28 protein-coding genes are annotated in these 24,633 nt (G+C 76.0%); 14 read left to right on the forward strand and 14 right to left on the reverse strand.

What is annotated here, in order from left to right; all coding sequences use genetic code 11:
- Positions 1-8: 8 nt before the first annotated feature.
- From FSW04_RS16310 to FSW04_RS16325, 4 genes are all read right to left on the reverse strand, one after another.
- On the reverse strand, positions 9-1,715 hold the full coding sequence (locus FSW04_RS16310; RefSeq protein ID WP_187368847.1) for a glycine betaine ABC transporter substrate-binding protein: 1,707 nt from the start codon (positions 1,713-1,715) through the stop codon (positions 9-11).
- On the reverse strand, positions 1,712-2,404 hold the full coding sequence (locus FSW04_RS16315; protein WP_146921129.1) for an ABC transporter permease: 693 nt from the start codon (positions 2,402-2,404) through the stop codon (positions 1,712-1,714). Before FSW04_RS16315 ends, FSW04_RS16310 begins: the two co-directional genes overlap by 4 nt.
- Positions 2,404-3,207, reverse strand: coding sequence for an ABC transporter ATP-binding protein (locus FSW04_RS16320; protein ID WP_146921131.1), 804 nt, complete (start codon positions 3,205-3,207; stop codon positions 2,404-2,406). The genes FSW04_RS16315 and FSW04_RS16320 overlap by 1 nt, the downstream gene beginning before the upstream one ends.
- Positions 3,208-3,322: 115 nt before the next feature.
- On the reverse strand, positions 3,323-4,390 hold the full coding sequence (locus FSW04_RS16325; RefSeq protein WP_146921133.1) for an NAD-dependent epimerase/dehydratase family protein: 1,068 nt from the start codon (positions 4,388-4,390) through the stop codon (positions 3,323-3,325).
- Positions 4,391-4,437: 47 nt separating this feature from the next.
- Between FSW04_RS16325 and FSW04_RS16330 the strand changes: the two genes are divergently transcribed.
- The 5 genes from FSW04_RS16330 to FSW04_RS16350 all read left to right on the forward strand — a co-directional run bounded on the left by FSW04_RS16330 (position 4,438) and on the right by FSW04_RS16350 (position 8,242).
- Positions 4,438-5,091: a glycosyltransferase family 2 protein gene (locus FSW04_RS16330; RefSeq protein WP_146921135.1), complete on the forward strand. Its 654-nt coding sequence runs from the start codon at positions 4,438-4,440 to the stop codon at positions 5,089-5,091.
- A complete protein-coding gene (locus FSW04_RS16335) occupies positions 5,091-5,747 on the forward strand; it encodes a TIGR04282 family arsenosugar biosynthesis glycosyltransferase (RefSeq protein WP_146921137.1) in 657 nt (218 codons plus the stop codon). The genes FSW04_RS16330 and FSW04_RS16335 overlap by 1 nt, the downstream gene beginning before the upstream one ends.
- On the forward strand, positions 5,744-6,394 hold the full coding sequence (locus tag FSW04_RS16340; protein ID WP_228430510.1) for a methyltransferase domain-containing protein: 651 nt from the start codon (positions 5,744-5,746) through the stop codon (positions 6,392-6,394). The genes FSW04_RS16335 and FSW04_RS16340 overlap by 4 nt, the downstream gene beginning before the upstream one ends.
- Positions 6,395-6,566: 172 nt before the next feature.
- Positions 6,567-7,757: a molybdopterin-dependent oxidoreductase gene (locus tag FSW04_RS16345; RefSeq protein ID WP_407652994.1), complete on the forward strand. Its 1,191-nt coding sequence runs from the start codon at positions 6,567-6,569 to the stop codon at positions 7,755-7,757.
- Positions 7,754-8,242, forward strand: coding sequence for a hypothetical protein (locus FSW04_RS16350; RefSeq protein WP_146921139.1), 489 nt, complete (start codon positions 7,754-7,756; stop codon positions 8,240-8,242). Before FSW04_RS16345 ends, FSW04_RS16350 begins: the two co-directional genes overlap by 4 nt.
- Here the strand turns inward: FSW04_RS16350 and FSW04_RS26185 are convergent.
- On the reverse strand, positions 8,150-9,172 hold the full coding sequence (locus FSW04_RS26185; RefSeq protein ID WP_187368848.1) for a YncE family protein: 1,023 nt from the start codon (positions 9,170-9,172) through the stop codon (positions 8,150-8,152). The genes FSW04_RS16350 and FSW04_RS26185 overlap by 93 nt on opposite strands.
- A gap of 28 nt (positions 9,173-9,200) precedes the next feature.
- Between FSW04_RS26185 and FSW04_RS16360 the strand changes: the two genes are divergently transcribed.
- Genes FSW04_RS16360 through FSW04_RS16370 form a run of 3 tightly spaced genes read left to right on the forward strand, consistent with a single transcriptional unit; the run spans position 9,201 to position 11,270 of the window.
- Positions 9,201-10,490 carry a hypothetical protein gene (locus FSW04_RS16360; RefSeq protein ID WP_146921141.1) on the forward strand — a complete coding sequence of 430 codons (1,290 nt, stop codon included), beginning with the start codon at positions 9,201-9,203 and terminating at the stop codon, positions 10,488-10,490.
- Between the two features lie 17 nt (positions 10,491-10,507).
- The gene (locus tag FSW04_RS16365; protein WP_146921143.1) at positions 10,508-10,924 is read left to right on the forward strand and encodes a GFA family protein; all 417 of its coding nucleotides are present in this window, start codon (positions 10,508-10,510) and stop codon (positions 10,922-10,924) included.
- 7 nt (positions 10,925-10,931) lie between these two features.
- Positions 10,932-11,270, forward strand: coding sequence for a hypothetical protein (locus FSW04_RS16370; protein ID WP_146921145.1), 339 nt, complete (start codon positions 10,932-10,934; stop codon positions 11,268-11,270).
- Positions 11,271-11,349: 79 nt separating this feature from the next.
- On the opposite strand, the gene FSW04_RS16375 is transcribed toward FSW04_RS16370, so the two are convergent.
- From FSW04_RS16375 to FSW04_RS16410, 8 genes are read right to left on the reverse strand one after another with little or no spacing between them, the layout of a single operon-like run.
- The gene (locus tag FSW04_RS16375; protein WP_228430512.1) at positions 11,350-12,093 is read right to left on the reverse strand and encodes a type 1 glutamine amidotransferase; all 744 of its coding nucleotides are present in this window, start codon (positions 12,091-12,093) and stop codon (positions 11,350-11,352) included.
- On the reverse strand, positions 12,086-12,826 hold the full coding sequence (locus FSW04_RS16380; protein WP_146921147.1) for a class I SAM-dependent methyltransferase: 741 nt from the start codon (positions 12,824-12,826) through the stop codon (positions 12,086-12,088). The genes FSW04_RS16375 and FSW04_RS16380 overlap by 8 nt, the downstream gene beginning before the upstream one ends.
- On the reverse strand, positions 12,823-14,208 hold the full coding sequence (locus FSW04_RS16385) for a Mur ligase family protein (protein ID WP_146921149.1): 1,386 nt from the start codon (positions 14,206-14,208) through the stop codon (positions 12,823-12,825). The genes FSW04_RS16380 and FSW04_RS16385 overlap by 4 nt, the downstream gene beginning before the upstream one ends.
- Complete coding sequence (locus FSW04_RS16390; protein ID WP_228430513.1) at positions 14,205-15,119, reverse strand: diacylglycerol/lipid kinase family protein; 915 nt, start codon at positions 15,117-15,119, stop codon at positions 14,205-14,207. The genes FSW04_RS16385 and FSW04_RS16390 overlap by 4 nt, the downstream gene beginning before the upstream one ends.
- A complete protein-coding gene (locus FSW04_RS16395; RefSeq protein WP_187368849.1) occupies positions 15,116-15,925 on the reverse strand; it encodes an HAD-IIA family hydrolase in 810 nt (269 codons plus the stop codon). Before FSW04_RS16395 ends, FSW04_RS16390 begins: the two co-directional genes overlap by 4 nt.
- A complete protein-coding gene (locus FSW04_RS16400; protein ID WP_146921152.1) occupies positions 15,922-16,416 on the reverse strand; it encodes a GNAT family N-acetyltransferase in 495 nt (164 codons plus the stop codon). Before FSW04_RS16400 ends, FSW04_RS16395 begins: the two co-directional genes overlap by 4 nt.
- A 36-nt stretch (positions 16,417-16,452) precedes the next feature.
- The gene (locus FSW04_RS16405; RefSeq protein ID WP_146921154.1) at positions 16,453-17,157 is read right to left on the reverse strand and encodes an SOS response-associated peptidase; all 705 of its coding nucleotides are present in this window, start codon (positions 17,155-17,157) and stop codon (positions 16,453-16,455) included.
- Between the two features lie 10 nt (positions 17,158-17,167).
- Complete coding sequence (locus FSW04_RS16410) at positions 17,168-17,782, reverse strand: hypothetical protein (protein ID WP_146921156.1); 615 nt, start codon at positions 17,780-17,782, stop codon at positions 17,168-17,170.
- Positions 17,783-17,851: 69 nt separating this feature from the next.
- Here FSW04_RS16410 and FSW04_RS16415 point away from each other — a divergent pair, with 69 nt between their 5' ends.
- Complete coding sequence (locus FSW04_RS16415; protein ID WP_146921158.1) at positions 17,852-18,244, forward strand: hypothetical protein; 393 nt, start codon at positions 17,852-17,854, stop codon at positions 18,242-18,244.
- A 7-nt stretch (positions 18,245-18,251) separates the two neighbouring features.
- Here the strand turns inward: FSW04_RS16415 and FSW04_RS16420 are convergent, their stop codons facing one another.
- On the reverse strand, positions 18,252-19,031 hold the full coding sequence (locus tag FSW04_RS16420; protein WP_146921160.1) for a hypothetical protein: 780 nt from the start codon (positions 19,029-19,031) through the stop codon (positions 18,252-18,254).
- A 215-nt stretch (positions 19,032-19,246) separates the two neighbouring features.
- Between FSW04_RS16420 and FSW04_RS16425 the strand changes: the two genes are divergently transcribed.
- The 5 genes from FSW04_RS16425 to FSW04_RS16445 all read left to right on the forward strand — a co-directional run bounded on the left by FSW04_RS16425 (position 19,247) and on the right by FSW04_RS16445 (position 24,608).
- A complete protein-coding gene (locus FSW04_RS16425; protein WP_146921162.1) occupies positions 19,247-20,029 on the forward strand; it encodes a phosphodiester glycosidase family protein in 783 nt (260 codons plus the stop codon).
- Between the two features lie 52 nt (positions 20,030-20,081).
- Positions 20,082-21,419 carry a glycosyltransferase family 4 protein gene (locus FSW04_RS16430; RefSeq protein WP_146921165.1) on the forward strand — a complete coding sequence of 446 codons (1,338 nt, stop codon included), beginning with the start codon at positions 20,082-20,084 and terminating at the stop codon, positions 21,417-21,419.
- Positions 21,416-23,170 carry an ABC transporter ATP-binding protein gene (locus FSW04_RS16435; RefSeq protein ID WP_146921167.1) on the forward strand — a complete coding sequence of 585 codons (1,755 nt, stop codon included), beginning with the start codon at positions 21,416-21,418 and terminating at the stop codon, positions 23,168-23,170. The genes FSW04_RS16430 and FSW04_RS16435 overlap by 4 nt, the downstream gene beginning before the upstream one ends.
- Positions 23,167-23,805, forward strand: coding sequence for a VOC family protein (locus FSW04_RS16440; RefSeq protein WP_146921169.1), 639 nt, complete (start codon positions 23,167-23,169; stop codon positions 23,803-23,805). Before FSW04_RS16435 ends, FSW04_RS16440 begins: the two co-directional genes overlap by 4 nt.
- A gap of 203 nt (positions 23,806-24,008) precedes the next feature.
- A complete protein-coding gene (locus FSW04_RS16445) occupies positions 24,009-24,608 on the forward strand; it encodes a CAP domain-containing protein (RefSeq protein ID WP_146921171.1) in 600 nt (199 codons plus the stop codon).
- Positions 24,609-24,633 lie beyond the last annotated feature (25 nt).

Consider the following 24,633-nt stretch of genomic DNA (forward strand, 5'->3'; position numbering starts at 1 on the left):
CACCGCGGCTACTTGAGGTAGCCCGCCTCCTTGAGGTATTCGCCGGCCACCGCGGCCGGGGTCTGCTTGTCGAGGTCCACGCGGGAGTTGAGCTCCTGCATGACCGGCGTCGTCAGGCCCTCGTTGACCGAGGAGACGACCTTGGCGAAGTCCGGCCCCGCCGCGTCGGCGACCTTCGTCGAGGCCAGCAGCGTCACGTTGTAGGGGGGGAAGAGCTGCTTGTCGTCCTGGAGGAGGACCAGGTTGTCGGCCTTGATCTGACCATCGGTCGTGAAGACCTCGCCCACGTCGGACTGGCCGTTCTTGATCACCTCGTGGCGCTTGGCCAGGTCGATGGACAGGAACTTCTTGAACTTCAGCCCGTAGACGCTCTCCAGGCCCAGCAGGCAGTCCGTGCGCTGCTGGCACTCCGGCGGGCCGGAGACCGTCAGCGTCGAGGCCTTGGCCTTGAGGTCGGAGAGCTTCGTGATCCCGCCGAGCTTCTGGGCGGTCGCCTGGGTCACGGCGAAGCCGTTGGAGTCGGTGAACGGCGTGTGGGGCAGCGCGGTGATGCCCTCCTTGGCCATGCACGCCTTGGCCTGGTCGTAGGCCGCGGTCTCGTCGTGAGGGACGGCCTTGTCCTTGACCTTGCAGAAGCTGGTGAGGACGGTGCCGGTGTACTCGGGGTAGGCGTCGACGCGGCCGGCCTTCAGCGCCTTGAGCGCGATCTGCTCCGAGCCCAGGTTGAGCTGCTTCTTGACCTTGTAGCCCGCGGCCTGGAGCGCCTGAGCGTAGATCTCGCCGAGGATGAACTCCTCCGTGAAGTTCTTGGAGCCGATCGTGATGGTCGGCTTGGAGCCGTTCTCGGGGTTGCTCTGGATGAGCTTGCCGTTGTCGGTGGACGTCGTGGTGGCCGGCGTGCTGGTGCCGGACCCGCTGTCGTTGCTGCTGCTGTTGTCGCTGCTGCCGCAGGCGGCCAGGCCGAAGGCCAGGACCACCGTCGCGACCGCTGCGAGCACACTGCGGGATCGCATGTGCCGGTTCCTCCTCGTGGGGGTGGGCTGCTGGGAGAGCTTCAGGCCGCGCGGCGTGACGGCACGCTGCAGGGCGGCGAAGATGAGCTCGGCGGCGATGGCCAGCAGCGCGATGAGGATCGCGGTGCCCAGCCGGCCGGCGTCGCCGTGGACGTTGGCGTTGACGATCGGCACGCCGAGCGTGTCCACGCCGACGTAGGGGCCGAGCGTGGCGGTGGCCAGCACGTTGACCACCGACGTGCGGATGCCGCCGAAGACGAGCGGCAGCGAGAGCGGCAGCTCGACCTTCGTGGCCAGCTGGCGCTCGGTCAGGCCCATGCCGCGGGCGGCGTCGACGACGTCGCGGTCGACCTGGCGGATGCCGACGTAGGTGTTCGTGAAGATGGGCGGGATCGCCAGGAGCACCATGGCGAAGACGAGGTTGCCGACGTTGAGCCCGAGGTAGGTGCTGAAGAAGACGAGCACCGCGAAGCTCGGGACGGCGCGGCCGACGTTGGCCGCCGTGCTCGCGGCGAGCTGGGCACGGCCCTTGTGCCCCAGCCACGTCGCCAGCGGCAGCGTGACCAGGCAGGCGATGAGGATCGCCTCGAACGTGACGCGCAGGTGCGTCCACAGGAGCGGGAGCAGGTGGCTGCCGCCGATCTGCACCCCGCCGCCGACGGACTCGCGGGCGTGCAGCAGGTAGTCGATCGCGTCCTTCACGTCGCCCTCGCCCGCTGCCAGGGCAGCAGCAGCCGCTGGGCGCCGAGCAGCCCGAGGTCGAGCACGAAGGCCAGCAGCACGCAGAGCAGGCCGGCCACCGCGACGTTGGACTTGAACGCGATGTCGCTGAGGATCTGCTGGCCCAGGCCGCCGCCGCCGGCGTAGAAGGCCAGCGCGGCGAGCCCGACGGTCGTGGTGGTCGCCACGCGCAGCCCGGCGAAGATCTCGGGCAGCGCGAGCGGCAGCTCGACGCGCCACAGCAGCTGGCGCGGCGTGAAGCCCATGCCCAGCGCGGCGTCGCGCGCCTCGGCCGGCACGTTGTCCAGGCCCGTGACGATGTTGCGGAACAGGATGAGCAGCGTGTAGGCCGTCAGGGGGATGAGCGCGGTGACGAAGCCGAAGCCGGTGAGAGGCAGCAGCAGCGCGAAGAACGCCAGCGACGGGATCGTGTAGAGGATCCCGGTGACGCCGACGATCGGGCCGGTGAGCCAGCGCCGCCGGCGGGCGACGATCGCCAGGACCAGCGCGATGGCCATGCCGAGCGCCACGGAGGCCATCGTGAGCTCCACGTGGCGCCACAGCGGGGCCGTGTACTCCCCGAGGTGGTGGACGATCCAGTCCGGGCAGAAGCCGTTGTCCTGCACGCAGGAGTGCTGGTCCCGGCGGTGGATCGTGACCTGGGCGAGCATCACGTCCGCCGGCCCTCCTGGCGCACGGACGTGAGCCACTCCAGGCGGGCGATCATCCGGTCGGCGCCGACGAACTCCTCGACGAACGCGTCGGCGGGGTGTCGGACGAGCTCGTCGGGCGTCGCGAACTGGGCGAGCACGCCGCCGGGCTTGAGCACCGCGATGCGGTCGCCGAGCTTGAGCGCCTCGTCGATGTCGTGGGTGACGAAGACGACGGTCTTGTCCAGCTCGCGCTGCAGCCGGCGGAACTCCTCCTGCAGCCGCGCCCGGGTGATGGGGTCGATGGCGCCGAAGGGCTCGTCCATGAGCAGCAGCGGCGGATCGGCCGCCAGCGCCCGGGCGACGCCCACCCGCTGGCGCTGGCCGCCGGAGAGCTGCGCGGGGTAGCGGCCGCCCATGTCGGCCTCCAGGCCCACGAGCTCGAGCAGCTCGGCCACCCGGGCGCGGATGCGGCCCGACTCCCAGCCCAGCAGCCGCGGGACCGTGCCGATGTTCTCGGCCACCGTGAGGTGGGGGAACAGGCCGATCTGCTGGATCGCGTAGCCGATCGTGCGGCGCAGCTCGGCGGGTGCGCGGTCGCGGACGCTGACGCCGTCGACGAGCACGTCGCCGCCGGTGAGCTCGATCATCCGGTTGGCGAGCCGCATCGCCGTCGTCTTGCCGCAGCCCGAGGGCCCGATGAGGATGCACAGCTCGCCGGCCGCGACCTCGAGGCTGAGCTCGCGGATCGCGGGCTCGGGCGACCCGGGATAGACCTTGGAGACCTGGCGGAACTCGAGCGTGGCGGCGGACGAGGCGGGCATCTAATCTCCATAGACTCTATGGGAAATGCCGCGGGCCATCGCTCGGCCCTCGGGCCGGGACGGCGGGGAGGAGCCGGCGGGGAGGGCGCATGGGGCGGCCGGCAGCCCCTCGATCCTAGCCACCGCCGACGGCGGGCAAACGCAGCGGGGCGTGGGCGAACTCGGCCATGCCCTCCTCCAGGCCCACACGCGCGCGGAACCCGAGGACCTCGGCGGCGCGCTGCGGGGAGGCGAAGACGTGGCGCACGTCGCCCCGGCGGTAGGCCCCCGTGACCACCGGTTCCGGCGCGCCGGGCAGGGCCGCCGCGAGCGCCCGGGCCATGTCGCCGACGGTGCGCGGGACGCCCGAGGCGATGTTGTAGGCGCCGGGGGCCGGCTCCTCGCACCCGAGGGCCAGGACGTTGGCCCGGGCGACGTCGCCCACGTGCACGAAGTCCCGGATCTGGGCCCCGTCCTCGAACACGGAGGGCGCCTCACCGCGCTCGAGCGCCGAGCGGAAGATGCTCGCCACACCGGCATACGGAGTATCGCGTGGCATCCGGGGTCCGTAGACGTTGTGGTAGCGCAGGGCGGTGACGTCGACGCCGTCCTGCTCGCGCGCGAACGCGGCCAGGAGGTGCTCCTGGTGCAGCTTGGTCGCGGCGTACACGTTGCGCGGGTCGGCGGGCGCGTCCTCGGGAACCGCCTGGGGCACCAGCGGCCGGCCACACCGATGGCACGGCGGCTCGAAGCGCCCCGCGTCGAGGTCGGCGGTGGCGCGCGGCCCGGGGGCCACGAGCCCGTGCTCCGGGCAGGCGTAGCGGCCCTCGCCGTAGACCACCATGCTGGACGCCAGGACGATGCGCCCGGCGAACGAGCGGCGCGCCAGCGCGCGCAGCAGCACCGCGGTGGCGAGGTCGTTGTGGGCGACGTAGTCGGCGATGTCCATGATGTCCGCGCCCAAACCAACCATCGACGCCTGGTGGCACACGGCGCCGACGCCCGCGACCGCCGCCGCGGCGACCTCGGGATCGCGCAGGTCGGCCGTGACCACCTCGGCGCCGGCCGGCAGCCAGGGCGGCCCACCGTCGTGCGCGGTCGGCAGCAGCGCGTCGACGATCCGCACCTCGTGGCCGGCCTCCAGCAGCTGGTCGGCGATGTGCGAGCCGACGAAGCCGGCGCCGCCGGTGACCAGGATCCGCATGGCCCGACCGTAACGGTCGGTGATCCGGCGAGGACCCTTGGCGCGCAATGCTCCATGTGGACGTCGACGTCATCCTCCCCGTGCTCGACGAGGCTCGGGCGCTGCCCTGGGTCCTCGGGCGGCTGCCCGCGGGCTACCGCGCCGTCGTGGCCGACAACGGGTCCACGGACGGCTCCGACGCGATCGCCCGGGGCCTGGGCGCCGCGGTGGTCGGCGAGCCGCGCCGCGGGTTCGGGGCGGCCTGCCACGCCGGGCTGCGGGCGGCGCGCGCCGACGTCGTCTGCTTCATGGACTGCGACGGCTCGCTGGACCCGGCCGACCTGCCGGCGATCGCCGGGCCCGTCCTGCGCGGCGAGGCCGACCTCGTCCTCGGGGCGCGCCGCGCCGACCGCGGGGCCTGGCCGCCGCACGCACGCCTGGCCAACCGCGTCCTGGTCTGGGAGCTGGCCCGCCGCGGCGGCCCGCGGCTGGAGGACCTCGGCCCGATGCGCGCCGCGCGGCGCGAGGCCCTGCTGGACCTCGGGATCCAGGACCGCCGGTTCGGCTACCCGCTGGAGATGGTCGTCCGGGCCCACCGCCGGGGCTGGCGGATCGCCGAGGCCGGCGTGCCCTACCGCGCCCGCGAGGGGCGCTCCAAGGTGACCGGGACCGTCCGCGGCACCGTGCGCACCGTGCGCGACATGGCCGCGGTGCTCGCCTGATGCCCGGCCCCGCCCGCCCGGCGGCGACGACCGTCGCCGTCATCGCCAAGGCGCCGGTGCCCGGTCGCGTCAAGACGCGGCTGTGCCCGCCCTGCACGCCCCGGCAGGCCGCCGCGCTCGCCGAGGCCTCGCTGCGCGACACCCTCGCCGCGATGGACGGCCTGGACGCCGCCGTGGGGCGTGCGATCGTCCTCGACGGCGCCGCGGGGCCGTGGCACGGCACCGAGCGCCTGTTGGCCCAGCGCGGCGGCGGGCTGGACGAGCGCCTGGCCGCGGCGTTCACCGACCTCGGCGGCCCCGCGCTCATCGTGGGCATGGACACCCCGCAGCTGCGCACGGGACACCTGCTCCGCGCGCTGGGCGCTCTGGAGGACCACGAAGCGGTGCTTGGGCCGGCGCGCGACGGCGGCTACTGGGCCATCGGGCTGCGCGACCCGTCCCGGGCGGCCGAAGTGCTGCACGGCGTGCCGATGAGCGTCGGCGGGACCCTGGCGGCCCAGCGGCGCCGGCTGGCCGGTGCCGCCCTGCGCTGGGACGAGGTCGACGAGCTGCACGACGTCGACACGATCGCCGACGCCGCCCACGTCGCGGCGCTGGCCCCGGCGTCGCGCTTCGCCGCCGTCCTGCAGTCCCTCGACCTGCGGCGTGCGGCGTGAGCGCCGAGCCGCGGTCCGGGCCGCGCGGCGCGACCGCCGGCGCGCTCTACGAGCGGGCGCTGAGCGAGGGGGCGCTGGTCGTCCGCTACGACGACGAGGAGCGCGTCGCGCTCGACGTCGCGCGCTGGCTGGGTCCCGTCACCGCCGCCGACGAGACCGTGCTGCAGCGCGCCGTCGGACCGGTCCTGGACATCGGCTGCGGTCCCGGCCGCCACGTCCACGCGCTCGCGCGCCGCGGCGTGCTCGCGCTCGGCGTCGACGTCTCGCCCGACGCCGTGCGCCTGGCGCGGTCGCGCGGGGCCCCCGTCGTGGAGGGCTCGGTGTTCGACGTCGTGCCCGGCCCGCACCGCTGGGGCTCAGCGCTGCTGCTGGACGGCTCGGTCGGCATCGGCGGGGCTCCGCGCCGGCTCCTGGGCCGGGTCCGCGAGCTGCTCGTGCCCGGGGGCCGGCTGCTCGTGGAGACCGAGGCGCCGGGTGTCGCGACGCGCACGGTGCGCGCGCGGCTGGAGGGCACCGGCGCCCGCAGCGCGGCGTTCCCCTGGGCGCTGGTCGGCGCCGACGGCATCGGCGCGCTGGGCGCCGCGACGGGCTTCGCGACCGTCGAGCGGTGGTGCGACGACGGCCGCTGGTTCGCGGAGCTCCGATGAGCGCGGAAGTCCTCGCCGAGGGGGCTCGGCCTCCGGACGCGAACTCGCCCAGGGGCCCGCTCGCGTGGCCGCGGAGATCCGGATGCGGGTGACCGAGCTCCTGCGCGACCCGCCGGCGCCGCCCGGCCCGTTCCGCCCGGGCTTCTGGCGCTCGCCGCTGCGCGGGCCGTGGATGACGACCGTCCTGGGCTCGCTGCTGCTCCTCGGCGTGACGGTCGTCGCCGTCACCGGCCTGCTCTCGCACGCCGCCTACGAGCCGGGCCTGGGCGCCAACGCGATCGTGCCGGCCGGCCGCGACCTGCCGCTGACGTTCACGTGGCCGACCTCGCCGGCCTGGCTCTACGCGCTCGACCAGGGGCTGCACGTCAACGTCGGTCTGGTCACGATCCCGCTCCTGCTGGCCAAGCTGTGGTCGGTCATCCCGCGGCTGTTCGCGTGGCCGCCGGTCGCGTCGGCGGCCGAGGGCCTCGAGCGCCTCGGGATCGCGCTGCTGGTCGGCAGCGCGCTGTTCGAGTTCGCCACCGGCGTGGTCAACATGCAGAACTGGTACCCGTTCAGCTTCAACTTCGTGGTCGCCCACTACTACGGCGCGATTGTGTTCATCGCGTCGATCCTGCTGCACGTGGCGATCAAGCTCCCCGTGATGCGCCGCGCGTGGCGCGAGCGCGACGGGCTGGCGCCGCTGCGCGCATCGCTGGCCCAGACCGTGCCCGAGCCACCCGACGAGCACGGCCTCGTCGCCGCGCAGCCGGCGGCCCCGACGATCTCGCGGCGCGGCCTGCTCGGCCTCGTCGGCGTGGGCTCGGCGACGCTGCTGGTGTCCAACGTCGGCGAGTCGATCGGCGGGCCGCTGCGCGGCACCGCGCTGCTGGCCCCGCGGCGCACGAGCGGGCCGGGCCCCAACGGCTTCCCCGTCAACAAGACCGCGCGCGCCGCGCGCATCACGCCGGCGATGACCGGCGACGCCTGGCGCCTGCGGCTCGCGGCCGGCTCACGCTCGGTGGTGCTCAGCCGCGCGGACCTCCTCGCCCTGGAGCTCCGAACGGAGGAGCTGCCGATCGCCTGCGTCGAGGGCTGGTCGACCTCCCAGCACTGGGAGGGCGTGCCGCTCATCGCGCTGGCGCGGATGGTGGGCGGCGACCGGACATCGCATGTGCTCGTGCGCTCCCTGCAGAAGAGCGGCGTGCTGCGCCGGGCGACGCTGACCCGCAACCAGTACGCCGACGACCGGGCGCTGCTGGCGTTGCGCGTCAACGGCGCCGACCTGTCGCCCGACCACGGCTACCCGGCCCGGATCATCGTCCCGGCGCTGCCCGGCGTCCACACCACGAAGTGGGTCTCCGACCTGCGGTTCGGCGCATGACCGCGCTGCGTCGCCACTACGGCGCCACGTCCGTGCACCTGCTGGCGCACCTGGTCGCGCTGCCCCTCGCCGCGTGGGCGATCCTCCAGGTCGTCGACTTCCGCGGCGCCCGCGACGTCGTGGTCTGGTTCGTCGCCGCGCTGGTCCTGCACGACCTCGTCGCGCTGCCCGCCTACACCGCGCTGGACCGCGTCGCCCAGCGCGCGCGGGTCCGGGGCGTCGCGGTGGTCAACCACCTGCGCGTGCCCGCGGTCATGAGCGGCGTGACGCTGCTCGTCTTCTTCCCGCTCATCCTGGGCCGCTCGACCGGGAGCCTGCATTACCTCTCCGGCGTGACGCCCACGGGCTACCTCGGGCGCTGGCTGCTCGTCGTCGCCGCGGCCTGGGGCGGCTCAGCGGCCGTGCTGGGGGTACGCCTGCTGCGCGCCGATGACCTGCACGACGCCGGCGGCGCGCCCGGCGACCACGACGGTGCCCAGGGCTGAGTCGACGGCGACGCTGTCGGGCTGGCGCACGGTCGGCAGGCGCCTCACCTCCCGCGGGCGGCCGTCGGCGGTGAGCGAGACGACCTCGTTGCGCGCGGTCAGCGTGACCCACAGGCGATGGCGGACGGGGTCGATCGCCAGCCCGTACGGGCCGCCGGGCAGGAAGACCCGCCGCAGCAGCGCCAGCCGCGGGCGGGTGCCGAAGACCAGCAGCGCGCCGCCCCGGGTGTCGGCCACGTACAGGCGGTCGGCCTCGGCGACGACGTGGGTGGGCCCGACGCCCGCGCCGGCGCTGCCGACCCGCCGCCGCGTGTGCGGGTCGTAGAGCTCCAGCACGCGGCGGCGGACGGAGACGACCGCCAGCAGGTGCCCGCCGTCGGCGGCCGCCAGGCCGCCGGGCTGGGTGGCGACCGCGAACGTGCGCCGGGTGCGCCCGGCGACCACGACCGACACGGTGTTGCCGCGCTCGTCGCCGACGAAGATCGAGCCGGCCAGCGCGGCGGCGTCGTGGGGCTGGGCGCCCACGGCGGCCGCCTGCGCCGCGCCCGCGGGCGTGACCTGGACGAGGCGGTCGTCGCCCTCCGTCGGGACCAGGAAGCGCTCGGTGGCCGCGTCGTAGGCCAGATGGCGCGGCGGGGAGCCCAGCGCGACGACGCGCCGCGGCGTGGCGGCGCCTGGGCGCAGCAGGATGAGCGCCGCGGGCGCGCGCACGCCGACGGCGATCGTGTGGGTGACGGGGTCGACGGCGATGCCCTCGGCACCCGGCCCGGCGGGCAGGACCTCGCCGGCGGGCGTCGTGGCGGGGACGGGCGAGCGGGCCGGCTCCGCCGCGGGCGGCAGCTCGTGCACGGTCTCCGAGCCGCAGCCCGCCGCCGCGAGCACCACGGCCGCCAGGACGCCGGCCGTGACGGGGGGCAGGGCGCGGCGCACCCGGCCAGGGTGCCATAGCGTGGCCCGCGTGACCCGGGTCACCGACCGGTGGATGCTGCTCGGCGCCTTGGTGCTCGCCGCCGTCTGGACCGTGCTCGGGCTCGGGATCGAGCACGGGGGCGGGGTGCTGGGCACGGCGTCGCCGCCGTTCGTCATGGGCTGGGTCCCGCGGATCGACGTGTGGGCGCTGGCCGCGGTGGCCGTGCTCGGCGCGCTGGTGGCCGCCGGCCCCGCGCTGCTGGTCGTCCGGCTGCCCGCCTTCCTGGCCGCCACGACGGCGCTCGCGCTCGGCGCGGCGCTGGCCCTGAACGCGGCGCGCTCGGGCACACACGGCTGGTGGGCGATCTTCGACACGAGGCCGGGCGGCTCGTTCGAGGCCAAGAACGAGTACCTGCCCGGCCTGCCCGCGCTGTCCTACGGGCCGCGCTTCTTCCTCGACCGCTTCGCCGAGCTCGTGCCCGCGATGCCGGTCAACGTGGCCGGCCACCCGCCGGGGCTGCTGCTGGGGGTCGATGCGCTGGGCCTGTCCACGCCGCGGCGCCTGGCGGCCTTGTGCATCGCGGCCGCGGCGGCCACCGCGCCGCTGACGTGGGCGCTGGCCCGCGGGCTGGGCGCGGGGGCCGCGCGCGCCCGCGTCGCCGGGCTGCTGGCGGCCGCCTCGCCGGGCCTGCTGCTGTTCGGCGCCACGTCGGCCGACGCGGTCTACGCCGCCCTGGGCACCGCGACCGCGGCGCTGCTCGTGCGCCGCGGGCGCGCGGCGCCGGCGGCCGGCACGCTCCTGCTCGCCGTCGCGGCGTTCTGCTCGTGGGCGCTGCTGGCGCTCGGCGCGTTCGCCGTGCTCGTCGTCGCGAGGCGCGACGGCCTGCGACGGGCGGCCGTGCTGGCCGTGGCGTGCGCCGTCCCGTTCCTGGTGCTCAACGGCGCGCTGGCGGCCGCGGTCGGCTACGACCCGGTGGGGACGCTGCGTGCGACGGAGGGCGTGTACCGGCGCTCGGTCGCCGAGGTGCGGCCGTGGTGGTTCTGGTCGCTGGGCTCGCCCGTGGCGTGGGGCGTCAGCGGCGGCCTGGCCGTGACCGGCGCCTGGCTGGTGGCCGTGCGCCGCCGCGACACCGCGGCGCTCGCGCTCGCGGCGATCGTCGTCATCGCCTCCGCCGCGGGGTTCACGAAGGCCGAGACCGAGCGGATCTGGCTCATCTTCGCCGCCCCGGCCTGCGCGGCCGCCGCCGCGGTCCTGCCGCCGCGCGCGCTGCGGATCGTCCTGCTGGCCCTGGCCGTGCAGGCGCTGGCCACGCAGCTGCTGTTCGAGACGGTGTGGTGACGTGGCATGCTGGCGGCATGTCCGAGCCTGCCCTGACCGGCGGCTGCCTGTGCGGCGCCGTGCGCTTCGAGATCTCCGAGCCGCTGTCCGAGGCCGGCCACTGCCACTGCACGCGCTGCCAGCGGCGGACCGGCACCGCATCCTCGGCCGCGGGGCTCACGGTGCCCGGCTCCTTCCGGATCACCCAGGGCGCCGAGCACGTCCGTGCCTGGCACCCCGACCGCGGCTTCGACAAGGGGTTCTGCAGCGCCTGCGGCGGCCACCTCTTCGCCCGCGACCCCGGCGACGACACGGTCGTCGCCGTCCGCCTGGGGGCCATCGACGGCGACCCGGGCGTGCGGCCGAGCTACCACCAGTTCACGGCGTTCGCCGCGCCGTGGCAGCCGCTGCCCGACGACGGGCTGCCGCGCCACCCTGAGCGGCGCCCGCGCTGAGCCCCCCGTGCAGCTCGACTTCGACGGCGTCTGCCGCTTCCTGGAGGAGCATCTCGGCCACCAGGTCTTCGCGGCCACCCAGGATGGGGGCGCCGAGGGCGGCAACACCTGCCTGAGCGTGCAGGGCACACTGGCGCGCGCCGAGGGCGACATCACGCTCGTGGACCCGCGGCCGGGGCGCATCGAGGCCTTCACGGTGGCCGGCGCGTCGACGCTCGTGCTTCTGGAGGGCGACTTCAGCGGCGCCGTGCTCGGCGCGATGGGCGAGGGTCTGCCGACGATGGTGCAGGCGACGTTCCGCGACCTGCTCGTCGTGGTCGGCGCGCTGCCCGCACCGGCGCCATAGGCGTCGGTCCCATCCCGGGCGCGTCGGGCGCCCCGGGGCCGGCACCTGCAGCGAACCCGGCCCTCTGGGCCGGCGTTCGTCAGACGCCCGCCGCGCGGCGCGCCGCGGCGTGCGCGGCGTCCTCGAGGCGGTCGTCCAGCGGGGCCAGGGCCGCGGGGTCCAGGCCCAGCGCGGTGGCCAGCAGCCAGTCGGCGAACCAGGCGTTCTTGGGCAGCAGCGGGCCGTGCAGGTAGGTGCCGATCACGGTCCCGGCCAGGACGCCCTCGGCGCCGGAGCGCCCGTCGTTGCCGTGGCCGCGCAGCACGCGGCCCAGCGGGTGGACGCCGGTCCCGAGCATCGTCCGGCCCCCGTGGTTCTCGAAGCCCGCGAGCACGCGCGGGCCGTCCAGGCCGGGCAGCCGGACCTCGATGGCCACGTTGCCGATCAGGCGCGAGCCGTCGGCTGCGCGCACGGTGTGCAGGTCGACGAGCCCGATGCCGGGCACCCGCTCGTCGCCGAGCTCGTAGTGGTGGCCCAGCAGCTGGATGCCGCCGCAGATCCCCAGGACGAGCGCACCGCGCGCGGCCGCGGCGTGCAGGGCGTCGCACTTGGTGTCGACGAGGTCCTGCGCGCACAGGCGCTGGTCGCGGTCCTGGCCGCCGCCGAGGTAGAAGAGGTCGTGGGCGTCGGGGTCCACGGCGTCGCCGAGGCCGGCGGCGGTGAGCGTGAAGCCCAGCCCGCGCCAGGCGCAGCGGCGCTCGAGCATGAGCATGTTGCCGCGGTCGGCGTAGATGTTCATCAGGTCGGGGTACAGCGCGCAGACGCGCAGCGTGCGCTCAGCCACCGAGGATCACCACCGTCGAGCCGACATAGGCGGCGGTGGCGGGGATGCGCCGCGCGGGGCGCGGGTGCCAGCCCAGCGCGGCGGCCTCGCGCTGGACCTCGGCGGGGGTCACGCGGTCCAGGCGGATGACGTCGAGGGTCTCGCTGCGCGCCCCGCCGGGCGCGAGGATCTCGCGCAGGCGGTGGATCGCCGCGCGGTCGCCCTCGTCGACGACGGCCAGCGGCAGGCTGGAGTACGTGGCGCCCCCGGCCTCCAGGACGTCGGGCTCGGGCAGGCCGTCGGTCTCGCCGTCGAAGCTGTCCAGGGCGTCGGCCAGCGCGGCGGCCAGCGTGCCGCCCGGGGCGAGGTGCTCCCGCGCGCAGCGCAGGAACGCCGCTCGGCCCTCGGGGCCGCCGAGCAGCTGCAGGGTCTGCATCGGCACGATGATGAGCCCGAACGTCCGGCCCAGCGCGAAGTCCCGGGCGTCGGCGCACACGGTGGGCACGGGCGGCAGGCCGGCCTCCGCGGCGCGGGCGGCCAGGGCCTCGAGCAGCCGGGGCTCGGCGTCGAGGGCCACCACGCCGGCGCCGCGGGCGGCGAGGTCCAGCGCGACGCGCCCCGTGCCCGCGCCCACGTCGAGGACCGTGCCGCCCGGCGCCGCAGCGGCCAGCTCGCGCCAAAGCTCGGCGTCCTCGGCGTAGCCGCCGCATTCCACGTCGTGCCAGATGACCTCCAGCGGGACGGCGCCGGTCATCCGAAGCTGCTTCCCGCGGCGCCGCGGGCGACGATGAGGCGGCGCAGCTCGAGCATCGCCGTGTAGGTCGGGATGGCGATGAGGCGGCCCGGCCCCGGCGGCGTGCCGGCCAGCGCGGCGTCCAGCGCGCGGTCCAGGTCGGGCTGCACGACGAGCCGGTCCTCCGGCACGCCGGCGTACTTCAGCCGCAGGGCCATCTCGGCCGCGCGCGTGCCGCTGCACGTCACGCGCCGCAGCCGGCCGGCGAGCGTCTCGAAGTCCGCGTCCCACACCCAGCTGATGTCGCGCCCGTCGGCGGTGTTGTCGTTGAGCACGGCCAGGACGTCGTGGTCGCCGTCCTCGAGCGCGAGCGTGCGCAGCACCTCGTTGGCGCCGGCCGGGTTCTTGACGAGCAGCATGAGCAGGTCGCACCCGCCCAGGCGGACGGACTCGGCACGGCCGAAGGCGGGGGAGACGGTCTGCAGGCCGGCCACGACGTCGTCGATCGGCGCGCCGAGCGAGAGCGCCAGCGCGGCGGCCCCGAGCATGTTGTAGACGTTGTAGAGGCCGGGCAGCGGCAGGCGCACCTCGACGGTGCCCGCGGGCGTGGCCATCGTGACCTGTGCGCCGCGCAGCCCGTCGAGCACGACGCGCTGCGCCGAGACCTGGGGGGCCGGGCGCGTGGCTCCGCAGGCGTCGCAGTGGTAGTGGCCCAGGTGGCCGAGGAAGACCAGGTCATAGCGGTAGGGCGCCCCGCAGCGGCGGCAGTGCTTGGAGTCCGCGGCGTGCGCCATGCCGCTCAGCGCCACCGCCGGGTCCTCGATGCCGAAGTAGACGACGCCGTCGGTGCCGGTCCGCGAGCGGCCGAGGTCGGCGATGAGCGGGTCGTCGGCGTTGAGCACGAGCGTGGTGCCGGGCGCGGCGGCGACGACCTGCGCCCAGCGGTCGGCGATCGTCTCGAGCTCGCCGAAGCGGTCGAGCTGGTCGCGGAACAGGTTGCCCAGCAGCAGCGCTCGCGGGTGCAGCTGCGGGACCAGGCGGTCGAGCCAGAACTCGTCGACCTCGAACAGCCCCGTGTCGCCGGCGATCGCCCCGCCGCGCCCGGCGGCCTCCAGCAGCGCGCCGGCCACCCCGCCGGCCATGTTGGCCCCGGCGCGGTTGTGGACCAGGGTGCGCCCGCCGTGCTCGAGGATCGCCGCGGCCATCGCCGCGCTCGTCGTCTTGCCGTTGGTGGCCGAGATGACGGCGCTGCCCCGCGGCAGCCGCGCGCCGAGCGCCGCGACGGCCTGGGGCTCCAGGCGCAGCAGCAGCTTGCCCGGCAGCGACGTGCCGCCGCGGCCGGCGCGGCGGGACACGGCCCCGGCGGCGCGCGCCGCGGCCAGCTTGGCCCCCAGCAGCGTCACGCGGGCAGCAGGACGTGGATCGCGCCGGGCACGGCGCGTACGGTGACGGGCAGCTCGCCGATCGGGTCGCCGTCGGCGTAGACGGTGAACGGGCGGTCCGCGGCGATCCGCACCTCGGGCCCACGCAGCACGGTCACGCTGTCCAGCTCGACATGGGTGCCCTTGAAGACCCTGGGCAGGCTGCGGACGAAGTCCCGCCGCGACCGCGGCGCGACGAGCACGACGTCCAGCCGGCCGTCGTCCAGGCGCGCGTCGGGGGCGAGGAGCATCCCTCCACCGTAGGCCCTGCTGTTGGCCGCGGCGACCGTCCAGCCGCGGAACGTCCGGTGGTCGTGGCCGACGGCGACGTCGAAGGTCGCCGGGCGCCACCGGGCGAGGGCCCGGAGGGCGGCGTAGGCGTACACCATGGGCCCCATCCACGACGGGGCCTCGTTGGCGATGCGGTTGGCCTCGGAGTCGAAGCCCAGGGAGGCGATGCCGACGAACGTGCGCCCGTCGACGTCGCCGACGTCCAGCGCCCGCGGGACGCCCGTGACCAGCACGCCGCAGGCCGCCACGGCGTCGCACGGGATGCCGTTGGCCCGGGCGAAGTCGTTGCCGCGGCCGCCCGGGAGGATGGCCATGAGCGCCGCGGGCCGGCCGCGCAGCGCCCCGGCCACGGCGCCGATGAGCCCGTCGCCCGACAGCGTGGCCACGACGCGCCCGGCGTCGTCGGCCTCGCGCGCGAGCGCCTGGGCGTGCACGAGGGACGTCGTGCGCGTCGTGCGGTGCTCGAGGCCCAGGCGCGTGAGCTCGGCCTCCACGGCGGGCAGCGCCCGCAGCGCCCGCCCGCCGCCGGCCGAGGGGTTGACGAGCAGGGCGACCGACCGCGGCATGGCGCCCGCATCCTCGCGCATCGCGTCGACGGTCACCGGGCCAGCAGGAGGTCGGCCAGGCTCGCCGCGATCGCCACCGGCGCCGGCTCGGCCGCGCGGGCCTCGGCCTCCGACGTCGCGCCCGTCAGCACGATCGCCCCGTCCAGGCCCGCGGCGCGGGCGCCCTCGGCGTCGCTGTCGAGCCGGTCGCCGACGACGAGCGCGCGCGGGTCGGCGGGGTCGGCCCCCAGCCGGTCCAGCGCGGTCAGGAACGGCTGGGCGGCGGGCTTGCCGGCGTTGACGGCGCGCACGCCGGTGGCCGCCTCGACCGCGGCGACCACGGCGCCCGTGCCCGGCCACGGACCGCCGGGCATGGGGAAGACCGCGTCGCGCCCCGCGCAGACCAGCTCGGCGCCGGCGAGCACGGCCTGCACCGCGTCGCGCAGCTCGCCGTAGTCGAAGTCGTCGTGGGCGGCGACGACGACGACGTCGGGCGCGGGGACGTCGCGGCCGTTGACGATGTGCAGGCCGGCGTCGGCGACGTGACGGTGCATGGAGGCCGCGCCGACGACGTGGGCGCTGCGCCAGCGGCCGGTCTCGGCGAGCAGGTACTGGATCGCGCCGCCGACGGTGACGACCTCCTCCACGGAGGCGCGGAAGCCCAGGCGCCACAGCTTCTGCACGTAGTCCTCGCCGGCGTGGCGCCCGTCGTTGGTCACGAACGCCACGCCCATGCCCGCCTCGCGCAGCGCGAGGATCGTCTCGACCGCGCCGGGCGTCGGCTCGTCGCCGACCCACACGCAGCCGTCGAGGTCCAGCAGCACGTGGTCGTAGCGCCGCGCCAGCGCCGTGAGCGTGCTCACGAGGCCTGGATCTCGTAGAGCTTGCGGTCGCCCTCGGCGGCGGCCAGGCGCATGCCGGCCGACACGAGGACCCGCTGGGAGTCGAGGTGCACGAGGTCGGTGTCGGCGCACACCGCGCGCACCTCGGGCCGGCCCAGCGCCCAGTCCAGCACCGTGCGCAACGCCTCGGCGGCGTACCCCCGGTGGCGCGCCGCCGGGACGATCCCGAAGCCGATGCTCACGATCCCCAGCTCGTCGGGCGCTCCGTGGAAGCCGATGTCGCCGACGACGAGGTCGCCGGCCTCGCGGACGAGGATATGGAACAGGCCGAACGGCCCGCGGTCGGCGCCTGCGTCGAGCCGCTCGAGCTGCATCGCCGCCGCGACGAGCGAGCCGTCGAGCGGATAGCCCCGCGCCCAGCGCGCGCCGGGGGCGGCGACGCCGCCGAGCAGCGCCCGCAGCCCGGCGGGCTCCAGGGCGCACAGGCGCAGTCGGGGGGTCGCCAGCTCCACTGCGCCGACCCTAGCCGGTTGTCCCGCGGCCACGGCTCAGAACAGGCTCGGCGCGGGCTCGCCGCCGGCCGGCGCGTCGTCGAGGCAGTCGGGCTCGTCGTGGCGCGCGTCGTTGACCGCGGGGCCCACGGCGCGACGGCCCGTGAGCTCGTCGGGCAGGGGGCGCAGCAGCTCCAGCGCGACGGGGACCGGGGTCGCGTGGTCCAGCCAGGCCTCCTCCTCGCCCTGGTCGCGCAGGATGACCGGCATCCGGTCGTGGACGTCGGCCAGGCGCGCGTTGGCCTGCGTCGTGATGATCGTGCAGGTGCGCAGGACCTGCTCGGCCGGCCCGTGCCAGATCGCCCACAGGCCGGCGAACGCGAACGGCGCCCCGTCGGCGCGCGTGACGTGCCAGGGCAGCTTGGGCGCACCCTCGCGCCGCTGCCACTCGTAGAAGCCGTCGGCGACGATGAGGCAGCGCCGCGTCGCCAGCGCCCCGCGGTAGGCCGGCTTCTCGTCGACGGTCTCGGCGCGCGCGTTGATCATCTTGAAGCCCGTCCGGGCGTCCTTGGCCCAGTGGGGCACCAGGCCCCAGCGCAGCAGCTCGCCGCGCGCCACGCCCTCCTTGGAGGTCGTCACAGCGACGACGTCGTCGCCGGGCGCGACGTTGAACCGCCGGCGGATCTCCAGTGACTCGCCCAGCGCGAAGCGGGCCCGCAGGTCGTTCTGGGCGGGGGTGGCCAGCGAGTAGCGCCCGCACATGGCGCGCGGGCTAGGAGCCGGGCCCGGCCGCGCGGGCGGCCTTGGCCTTGGCCTGGCGCCGGCGGCCCAGGAGCGCGAGGACCCCGAGCGCGACGAGCAGGACGAGCAGGCCGACCCACACGGAGGTCAGGGTGCTCACGCCGCCGAAGGCCAGGCCGACGAGCTTGACGAGCGCGGTGGCGATCACGACGAGCGCGACGACCAGGCCGATGAGCACGGCCATGCCGCGCACGCGGGCCGGCGTGCCGGCGCTGGCCGGCGGGGCGACGAGACCCATGAACCGCAGCAGCATGAGCTGGCGGTTGGACGGCGGGGCCTGGCCGAGCTTCTCCACGGCGGCCTTGAGGTCGTCCGGGCGGCGCTCGGCGAGGGCCAGCGAGGCGTCGGCCATCCGCCGCAGCGCCATGCGCTCCTGGGGCCGCGCGGCGGCCAGGGCACGGCGGAAGTGCTCGCGCGACGCCTTGGCGTCGTAGCGCTCCGCGGCGCGCGCGCCGAGGATCGCCTGCGCGGCGGCCTTGAACTTCTGCTCGCGCTCGAGCTCCTCGTCGGAGCGGGTCTCGAGCTGCTGCATCGCAGCCAGGCCACTCGTCTGCTGCATCCGGATCTGGCGCTGCTTGGGAGCCATGGGTCCCCCAGACTACCCGGCGCGCGGCGACGACCCGCGCCGCGTCGCGGGCGTGGCAGGATCCCCGTCATGCTCCGCCGGGTCGCGCCCCTGCTGCTCTGCCTGATCGCCCTTGTCGTCCCCGCGGCGGCCGGCGCGCAGAGCAGCCCGTTCGCGCCGCTGCCCCAGCCCCAGGCGACGCCGGCGCCGGCCGACACGACGAGCTCGTCGTCGGCCTCGAGCACCGACGGCGGCGGGCTGAAGGGCTGGCAGGAGGCGCTGATCTTCGTGGCCGGCGCCGTGCTGCTGCTCGGCATCGCCTGGGCCATCGTCGGCGACGCCCGCTCCGTCGCGCCGTCCGAGCCCGAGACGGACGGGCGCACGCAGTCCAAGGCCGCCCGCGAGGCCGAGCACAAGCGCCGCAAGGCGCAGGCGCGTGCCGCCAACCGCCGGGCGCGCAGCGCCCGCAAGCGCAATCGCTGAGGGCCCGCTAGGAGGCGGGCCGGTCGGGCACGTCGGCGTAGCCCGTGCCCATCGCGCGGCCCCTGGCGGCCAGGCACGCGCGCTGGAGGCGGACGAACACGAGCGGCACGCCGGCCTCGCTCTGGGCGGGCGTGTTGCGACACCACGTGTAGGTGAACGTGTCGAAGTCCAGCGCGGCCACGAACGGGTGGCCGATGTCGGCGACGTGCGCGCCGCGCCCGTCCTGGACGGCGCCCTTGATCGCGATGCAGTCGTAGCGACCGATGTGCCGGCGCAGGTCGCGGTCGTCGGGCACCGCCTCCTTGGAGCGCAGGAACGGGCCGCACTCCGTCGACGCGATCGGGCCGTCGAGCTCGCCCGCCCGCGCGCGGGCCCGGGCGTCGGCGGTGATGCGGTCCTGGACGGCGACGACCAGCGCGCGCCGCGCGGCCAGGCGCTGGGCGGGCGTGGCATCGGCGGCCGGCAGCAGCGAGCGCGCCGAGCCGCGGTGGGGGGCCTGGATCCGCACGAGCCGGGCGCGCAGCGCGGCGACGCGCTCGGCCGTCCTCGCGCGCTCCTGGACGGTCGCGCGGGTGTGGGAGCGCAGCAGGAGCACCGCGAGGACCGCGACAGCGGCCACGACCACGACGGCCGCCGAGGCCAGGACGACGCGCCGGCGGCGCACCGTCGCGCGCGGGGTCTCGAAGTAGGAGCGCCCGCAGGACGGGCAGCGCTCGTAGGGCGTCCGCGCCTGGCGCCCGCACGTCGGGCAGGTGCGCAGCGGCGGCGGCTCGGCGGGCGCGGACACGACCCGACCAGCGTAGACATCATGGGTGGGTGTGGGCCGGGCGTTCCGCGCCCGGCGCCGCGACGCGACCGCAGCGCCTCCGCGGAGCACCTAGTCGCAAGGAGGGCGCGGGACGTCGGCCCCGAACCTCATCATCCCGCCCCTCGGTGGCCGTCCGGGGTCACCGGCCCTTAACGACCACCACCGCTCCGTTGAGTCATCCTCTGCACCGCGCCATGGCCCCACGCGCCCGTCTGAACCCGCTGCGGCCGGCCCTGGCGCCGCGCCCGCGCCACCTGCGCCGCGAGCGGCTGCGCCTGCGCGACGGTGCGCGGACCACGCTCTACGTCGCCCGCTACGACCTGCGCCGCACCGACGTGCGCGTCGTGCGGCTGGCGCGCCCGGCCCCGCTGGAGGCCTACTGCCGCGACGGCGGCTGGAACGAGGCGATCGGCGGCGGCTTCTACGAGCGCCCGTCGCTGACGCCGCTCGGGGAGCTCGTCACGGGCGGGGTCACGCGCCCCCACGTGCCCTTCGCCGCCCCCTACGGCGACCTGCGGGCCTGCCTGCACGTCGCGGGCGGCGGGGTGGCCATCGACCGCCGCGACCGGCTGCCCGCCGACCCGGTCGGCGACCTGCTGCAGGCCGGCCCGCTGCTCGTCCACGGCGGCGCGCCGCTGGCCGGCGACGCCGAGGGCTTCTCGGCGGGGTCGCACCAGTTCGACTCCGACATCACCGCGGGGCGCCACCCGCGCGCCGCGATCGGCCTCACGCGCCGCGGCGAGCTGCTGGCCGTCGCCTGTGACGGCCGCGCCGACGACGAGGCCGGACTGACGATGCGCGAGCTGGCCGAGGCGATGGCCGCGCTGGGCGCCACGCAGGCCATGAACCTCGACGGCGGCGGCTCGACGTCGCTGGTGTGCGCCGGGCGCCTGCGCAACGTGCCCCGCGAGGCCCACGGGATCGGGCTGCCCGGCGGGCGCGTGGTGCCGACGGCGATCGTGTTCCGCCCGCGCTAGGGGCCGCGTCCCGGAATCCCGGGATCCATGCGCCATCGGGTACAACAGGGGGGTGCATGTGCTCTCCGCCCTGATGTTCTTCCCCCGTGGTGGATCCGCCCATGTCGCCCGTGCCCTGGCCTGCGAGCTGCCCGAGCACGGCTGGGACGTCACGCTGGTCAGCGGATCACACGGCGGCCACGGCGACGCACACGCCTTCTACGACGGCCTCGACGTGCACCCGGTCGACTTCGACGCCGGCGACGCGCCGATGCACCCGTCCTTCGAGGACCGGCCCGGCGCGCCCGACCCGATCTTCGCCGCTGTCGACGACGCGGCCTTCGGGGAGCACGTGCAGGCCTGGGCACGGGCCCTGGAGGAGGCGCGCGCCGCCGAGCACGACGTCCTGCACCTGCACCACCTCACGCCGATCCACGAGGCCGCGCGCCGCGTCGCGCCCGGCGTGCCCGTCATCACCCACCTGCACGGCACCGAGCTGCTCATGCTCGAGGAGATCGCCGACGGCGCCCCGTGGCCGCACGCCCAGGCCTGGGCGCGGCGCATGCGGTCCTGGGCACAGGCCAGCGAGCGCCTGCTCGTGCTCTCCCCGGGCCAGGTGGAGCGCGCGGTGGCGCTGCTCGGCGTCGCGGCCGAGCGCTGCGTGCTGAGCCCCAACGGCTTCGACCCCGACCTCTTCGACCGCGTGCCCGTGCAGCGCGCCGCGCTGTGGGAGCACCACCTCGTCCGTCATCCGCGCGGCTGGCCCGCGGGCGGGCAGGAGGGCGACCTGGCCTACACCGAGCGCGACACCGCCCCGCTGGCGCACGGCCCCGTCGCGATCTGCGTCAGCCGCTTCACGGCCGTCAAGCGCCTCGGGCTGCTCGTCCGCGCCTGGTCGCGCGCCGCGCCGCGGCTGGGCCCCGACGCCTCGCTCGTGCTCCTGGGCGGCTACCCCGGCGAATGGGAGGGCGAGCACCCCTACGACGCCGTCCAGGCCACCGGCGCGCCGAACGTCTTCTTCGCGGGCTGGCACGGCCACGCCGAGCTGCCCGGGTTCCTCAACGCGTCCGACGCGATCGTCCTGGCGTCGGTGCGCGAGCAGTTCGGCTCGGTCCTGGTGGAGGGCATGGCCTGCGGGCTGCCCGCCGTGGCCGTCGACCGCTTCGGGCCGGCCGACATCGTCGACGACGGCGTCACGGGCTGGCTCGTGGAGCCCGACGACGAGGCGGCGCTGGCCGACGCGCTGGTGGCCTGCCTGAGCGACGGCGCCGAGCGCCGCCGGCGCGGCGACGAGGCCTACGCGGCCTCCCACGAGCGCTTCTCGTGGCCGGCGCTGGCCGCCGACCTGGCCGGCGTGCTCGACGAGGTGGCCGACGTCGCCGACGGCCGCCTGGCCGCCCCGACCGCATGAGGGACCGCTCCGAGCTCCGGCGCATCGGCGCCCTGTTCGGGCCCTACCGCGCGCGCCTGCTCAGCGTGCTGGCGCTCATCGCGCTCAGCGCCGGGCTGAGCATGATCTCGCCGTTCCTGCTGCGCGAGATCCTCGACCATGCGATCCCGAGGCGCGACACGACCGAGCTGACGTGGCTCGTGCTCGGGATGATCGCCATCGCGATCATCACCGGCGGCCTCGGCGTCGCGCAGACGCTGCTGAGCAACATGGTCGGCCAGCGGGTCATGCACGACCTGCGCACCGCGGTCTACCGCCACCTGCAGCGCCTGTCGCTGGCCTTCTTCACCCGCACGCGCACCGGTGAGGTGCAGGCCAGGATCGCCAGCGACATCGGCGGCATCCAGAGCGTCGTGACGAGCACCGCCACGTCGATCGTCTCGAACATCACGACGGTCCTGGCGACGATCTTCGCGATGTTCGCCCTGGACTGGCGGCTGGCGGCGTTCTCGCTGGGGGTGCTGCCGTTCTTCGTGTGGATGACGCGGCGCGTGGGCGGCGAACGGCGCCGGATCACCGCCCAGCGCCAGGGCCGCGTTGCCGACATGAGCTCGCTCGTGGAGGAGTCGCTGTCGGTCAGCGGCATCCTGCTCGGGCGCACGATGGGTCGCGGCGGCGAGCTGGCCGAGCGCTTCACCGCCGAGTCCGAGGAGCTCGCCGACCTCGAGGTGCGCTCGCGGATGGCCGGGCGCTGGCGGATGGCCTCGGTGCAGATGAGCTTCGCGATCATGCCCGCGCTCGTCTATTGGTTCGCCGGGCAGACCTCGGCGATCAGCGTCGGCACCCTGGTGGCCTTCACGACGCTGCAGACCCGCCTGCTGTTCCCGATCGGCTCGCTGCTGTCGGTGTCCGTGGACCTGCAGAGCTCGCTGGCGCTGTTCCACCGGATCTTCGAGTACCTCGACCTGCCCGTCGACCTCGCCGAGCGCGCCGACCCCGTCGAGCTGGCCGACGTGCGCGGCGAGGTCCGCTTCGAGGGCGTGACGTTCGGCTACGACGCCGACGTCGCCCCGACGCTGGACGGCGTCGACCTCGACGTGCCCGCCGGCTCCTACACGGCGATCGTGGGGGAGACGGGCAGCGGCAAGACGACGCTGGGCTACCTGGCCGCGCGCCTGTACGACGTGCAGGCCGGGCGCGTGACGATCGACGGCGTCGACGTGCGCGACGCGAGCTTCGCCTCGCTGGCGCGCACGGTCGGGCTGGTCTCCCAGGACACCTACCTGTTCCACGCCAGCGTCCGCGAGAACCTCGCGTTCGCCAAGCCCGATGCCACCGACGCCGAGATCGAGGCCGCCGCCCGGGCCGCCCAGATCCACGAACTCATCGCGTCGCTGCCCGAGGGCTACGCCACCGTCGTCGGCGAGCGCGGCTACCGCTTCTCGGGCGGTGAGAAGCAGCGCATCGCGATCGCGCGCGTCGTGCTGCGCAACCCGCCCGTGCTCCTGCTCGACGAGGCCACGAGCGCGCTGGACACCGAGACCGAGCGCGCGGTGCAGGACGCCCTGGACCGCCTGGCGGCCGGCCGCACGACCATCGCGATCGCCCACCGGCTCTCCACGGTCCGCGACGCCGACCAGATCGTCGTGCTGGACCGCGGGCGCATCGTCGAGCGCGGGACCCACGAGGAGCTGCTCGAGCGCAGCGGCCGCTACGCAGCGCTGGCCGCGCAGGGCGACGGCGGTGAGTCGCGCAGCACCGCGTCGGCATGACCGTCCGGCCCCGCCTGGCCGCCGTGCAGCTGGCGTGCGACCCCGCCGCCTGGGCGAGGGCGGGCTTCGCCGTCGACGCCCGCGGCCGCTGCCGGATCGGGGCCACCGAGCTGGTGCTGGCCGGCGGCGACGGCGGCATCACGGGCTGGGCGCTGCACGGCGCGATCCCGGCCGACGACGGCATCGACGGCCTGGCCACCACGGTCGCGGCCATCCCGCCGGGCGACGCGCCGCCGGAGCACCCCAACGGCGTCGTGGCCATCGACCACCTCGTCGTGCGCACGCCGGACACGGCCCGCACGCTCGAGGCGCTGGAGGCCGCGGGGTTCGAGCTGCGCCGCGTGCGCGATGCCGGGACGCCCGCGCGCCCGCTGCGCCAGGGCTTCCTGCTGACCGACGAGGCCATCGTCGAGGTCGTCGGACCGCCCGAGCCCGAGGGGTCCGGGCCGGCGACGTTCTGGGGGCTGGCGCTCGTCGCCGCCGACCTGGACGTCACGGTGGCCCGCATGGATGGTGCCGCCGGCGTGCCGCGGCCGGCGGTCCAGGCCGGCCGGCGGATCGCGACGGTGGCGGCGTCGGCGGGGCTCGGGGTGCCGGTGGCGCTCATGTCGCCCCGCGAGCGCGGGCGCCCGTGAGACCAGTCCGACGCTGACAGCGGGCCGGCCGGCGCCTGGCGTGCCCGGCGGCTCCCCGATGGGCATCCTGACGGACATCCGAGACCTGCAGCGCCGGCCACGCCTCCGCGGAGCCTCTGCGCTCCGCGTTGTGGATCGGACACCTGTCCAGGTTCTTCAAGTTGCGCTCCGCGCTGATCGTCCCGCCGACGACGGGGGATCAGGTGACCGCCGCCATCTCCCGACTCCTGCCGCTCGCCGCCGCCGTCGCGGCCCTGGCGGCCGTCCCGGCCCAGGCCATGGCCTCGTGCAAGGGCGCCAACGGCTCGCCGACGGGCCCGCGCGCCGCGACCGCCACGCTCTGCCTCATCAACGCCCAGCGCACCGCTCATGGCCTGCGCAAGGTCAAGGCCGAGCCGCACCTGGCGGCCGCCGCCGGCGCCTTCGCCCAGGACATGGTCGCCCGCCAGTTCTTCGACCACACCTCGCCGGACGGCGGGACGATGCTCGACCGCCTGCGCAGCGCCGGGTGGCTGCCCGGCTCGGGCTCGTGGAGCGCGGGGGAGAACATCGCCTGGGGTACGGGCTCCCACGCCACCCCGGCCTCGATCGTCTCGGGCTGGATGGCCAGCCCCGGCCACCGCGCCAACATCCTGCAGCCGGCGTTCCGCCAGATCGGCGTCGGCATCGCCGCCGGGGTCCCGGTCGACGGCACGGGACCGGGCGGCGCGACGTTCGTCGCGGACTTCGGTGCGCGGTCGGCGACGTCCGGCTCGGCGGCGCGCAGCACGGCGCCCGTCTTCCAGCTGCGCACCCGCGGGTAGGCCCAGGGGCCTATGATCTTCTTCT

This window comes from Baekduia soli, assembly GCF_007970665.1.
In the GTDB taxonomy this organism is placed as follows: Bacteria; Actinomycetota; Thermoleophilia; order Solirubrobacterales; family Solirubrobacteraceae; genus Baekduia; species Baekduia soli.

Excerpts from the sequence above, each read along its gene's own strand:
- FSW04_RS16315 (WP_146921129.1), bottom strand. The coding sequence starts at position 2,404 with ATGCTCGCCCAGGTCACGATCCACCGCCGGGACCAGCACTCCTGCGTG.
- FSW04_RS16320 (WP_146921131.1), bottom strand. The coding sequence starts at position 3,207 with ATGCCCGCCTCGTCCGCCGCCACGCTCGAGTTCCGCCAGGTCTCCAAG.
- FSW04_RS16325 (WP_146921133.1), bottom strand. The coding sequence starts at position 4,390 with ATGCGGATCCTGGTCACCGGCGGCGCCGGCTTCGTCGGCTCGCACATC.
- FSW04_RS16330 (WP_146921135.1), top strand. The coding sequence starts at position 4,438 with ATGCTCCATGTGGACGTCGACGTCATCCTCCCCGTGCTCGACGAGGCT.
- FSW04_RS16335 (WP_146921137.1), top strand. The coding sequence starts at position 5,091 with ATGCCCGGCCCCGCCCGCCCGGCGGCGACGACCGTCGCCGTCATCGCC.
- FSW04_RS16345 (WP_407652994.1), top strand. The coding sequence starts at position 6,567 with ATGACGACCGTCCTGGGCTCGCTGCTGCTCCTCGGCGTGACGGTCGTC.
- FSW04_RS16350 (WP_146921139.1), top strand. The coding sequence starts at position 7,754 with ATGACCGCGCTGCGTCGCCACTACGGCGCCACGTCCGTGCACCTGCTG.
- FSW04_RS16365 (WP_146921143.1), top strand. The coding sequence starts at position 10,508 with ATGTCCGAGCCTGCCCTGACCGGCGGCTGCCTGTGCGGCGCCGTGCGC.
- FSW04_RS16380 (WP_146921147.1), bottom strand. The coding sequence starts at position 12,826 with ATGACCGGCGCCGTCCCGCTGGAGGTCATCTGGCACGACGTGGAATGC.
- FSW04_RS16405 (WP_146921154.1), bottom strand. The coding sequence starts at position 17,157 with ATGTGCGGGCGCTACTCGCTGGCCACCCCCGCCCAGAACGACCTGCGG.
- FSW04_RS16410 (WP_146921156.1), bottom strand. The coding sequence starts at position 17,782 with ATGGCTCCCAAGCAGCGCCAGATCCGGATGCAGCAGACGAGTGGCCTG.
- FSW04_RS16415 (WP_146921158.1), top strand. The coding sequence starts at position 17,852 with ATGCTCCGCCGGGTCGCGCCCCTGCTGCTCTGCCTGATCGCCCTTGTC.
- FSW04_RS16425 (WP_146921162.1), top strand. The coding sequence starts at position 19,247 with ATGGCCCCACGCGCCCGTCTGAACCCGCTGCGGCCGGCCCTGGCGCCG.
- FSW04_RS16435 (WP_146921167.1), top strand. The coding sequence starts at position 21,416 with ATGAGGGACCGCTCCGAGCTCCGGCGCATCGGCGCCCTGTTCGGGCCC.
- FSW04_RS16440 (WP_146921169.1), top strand. The coding sequence starts at position 23,167 with ATGACCGTCCGGCCCCGCCTGGCCGCCGTGCAGCTGGCGTGCGACCCC.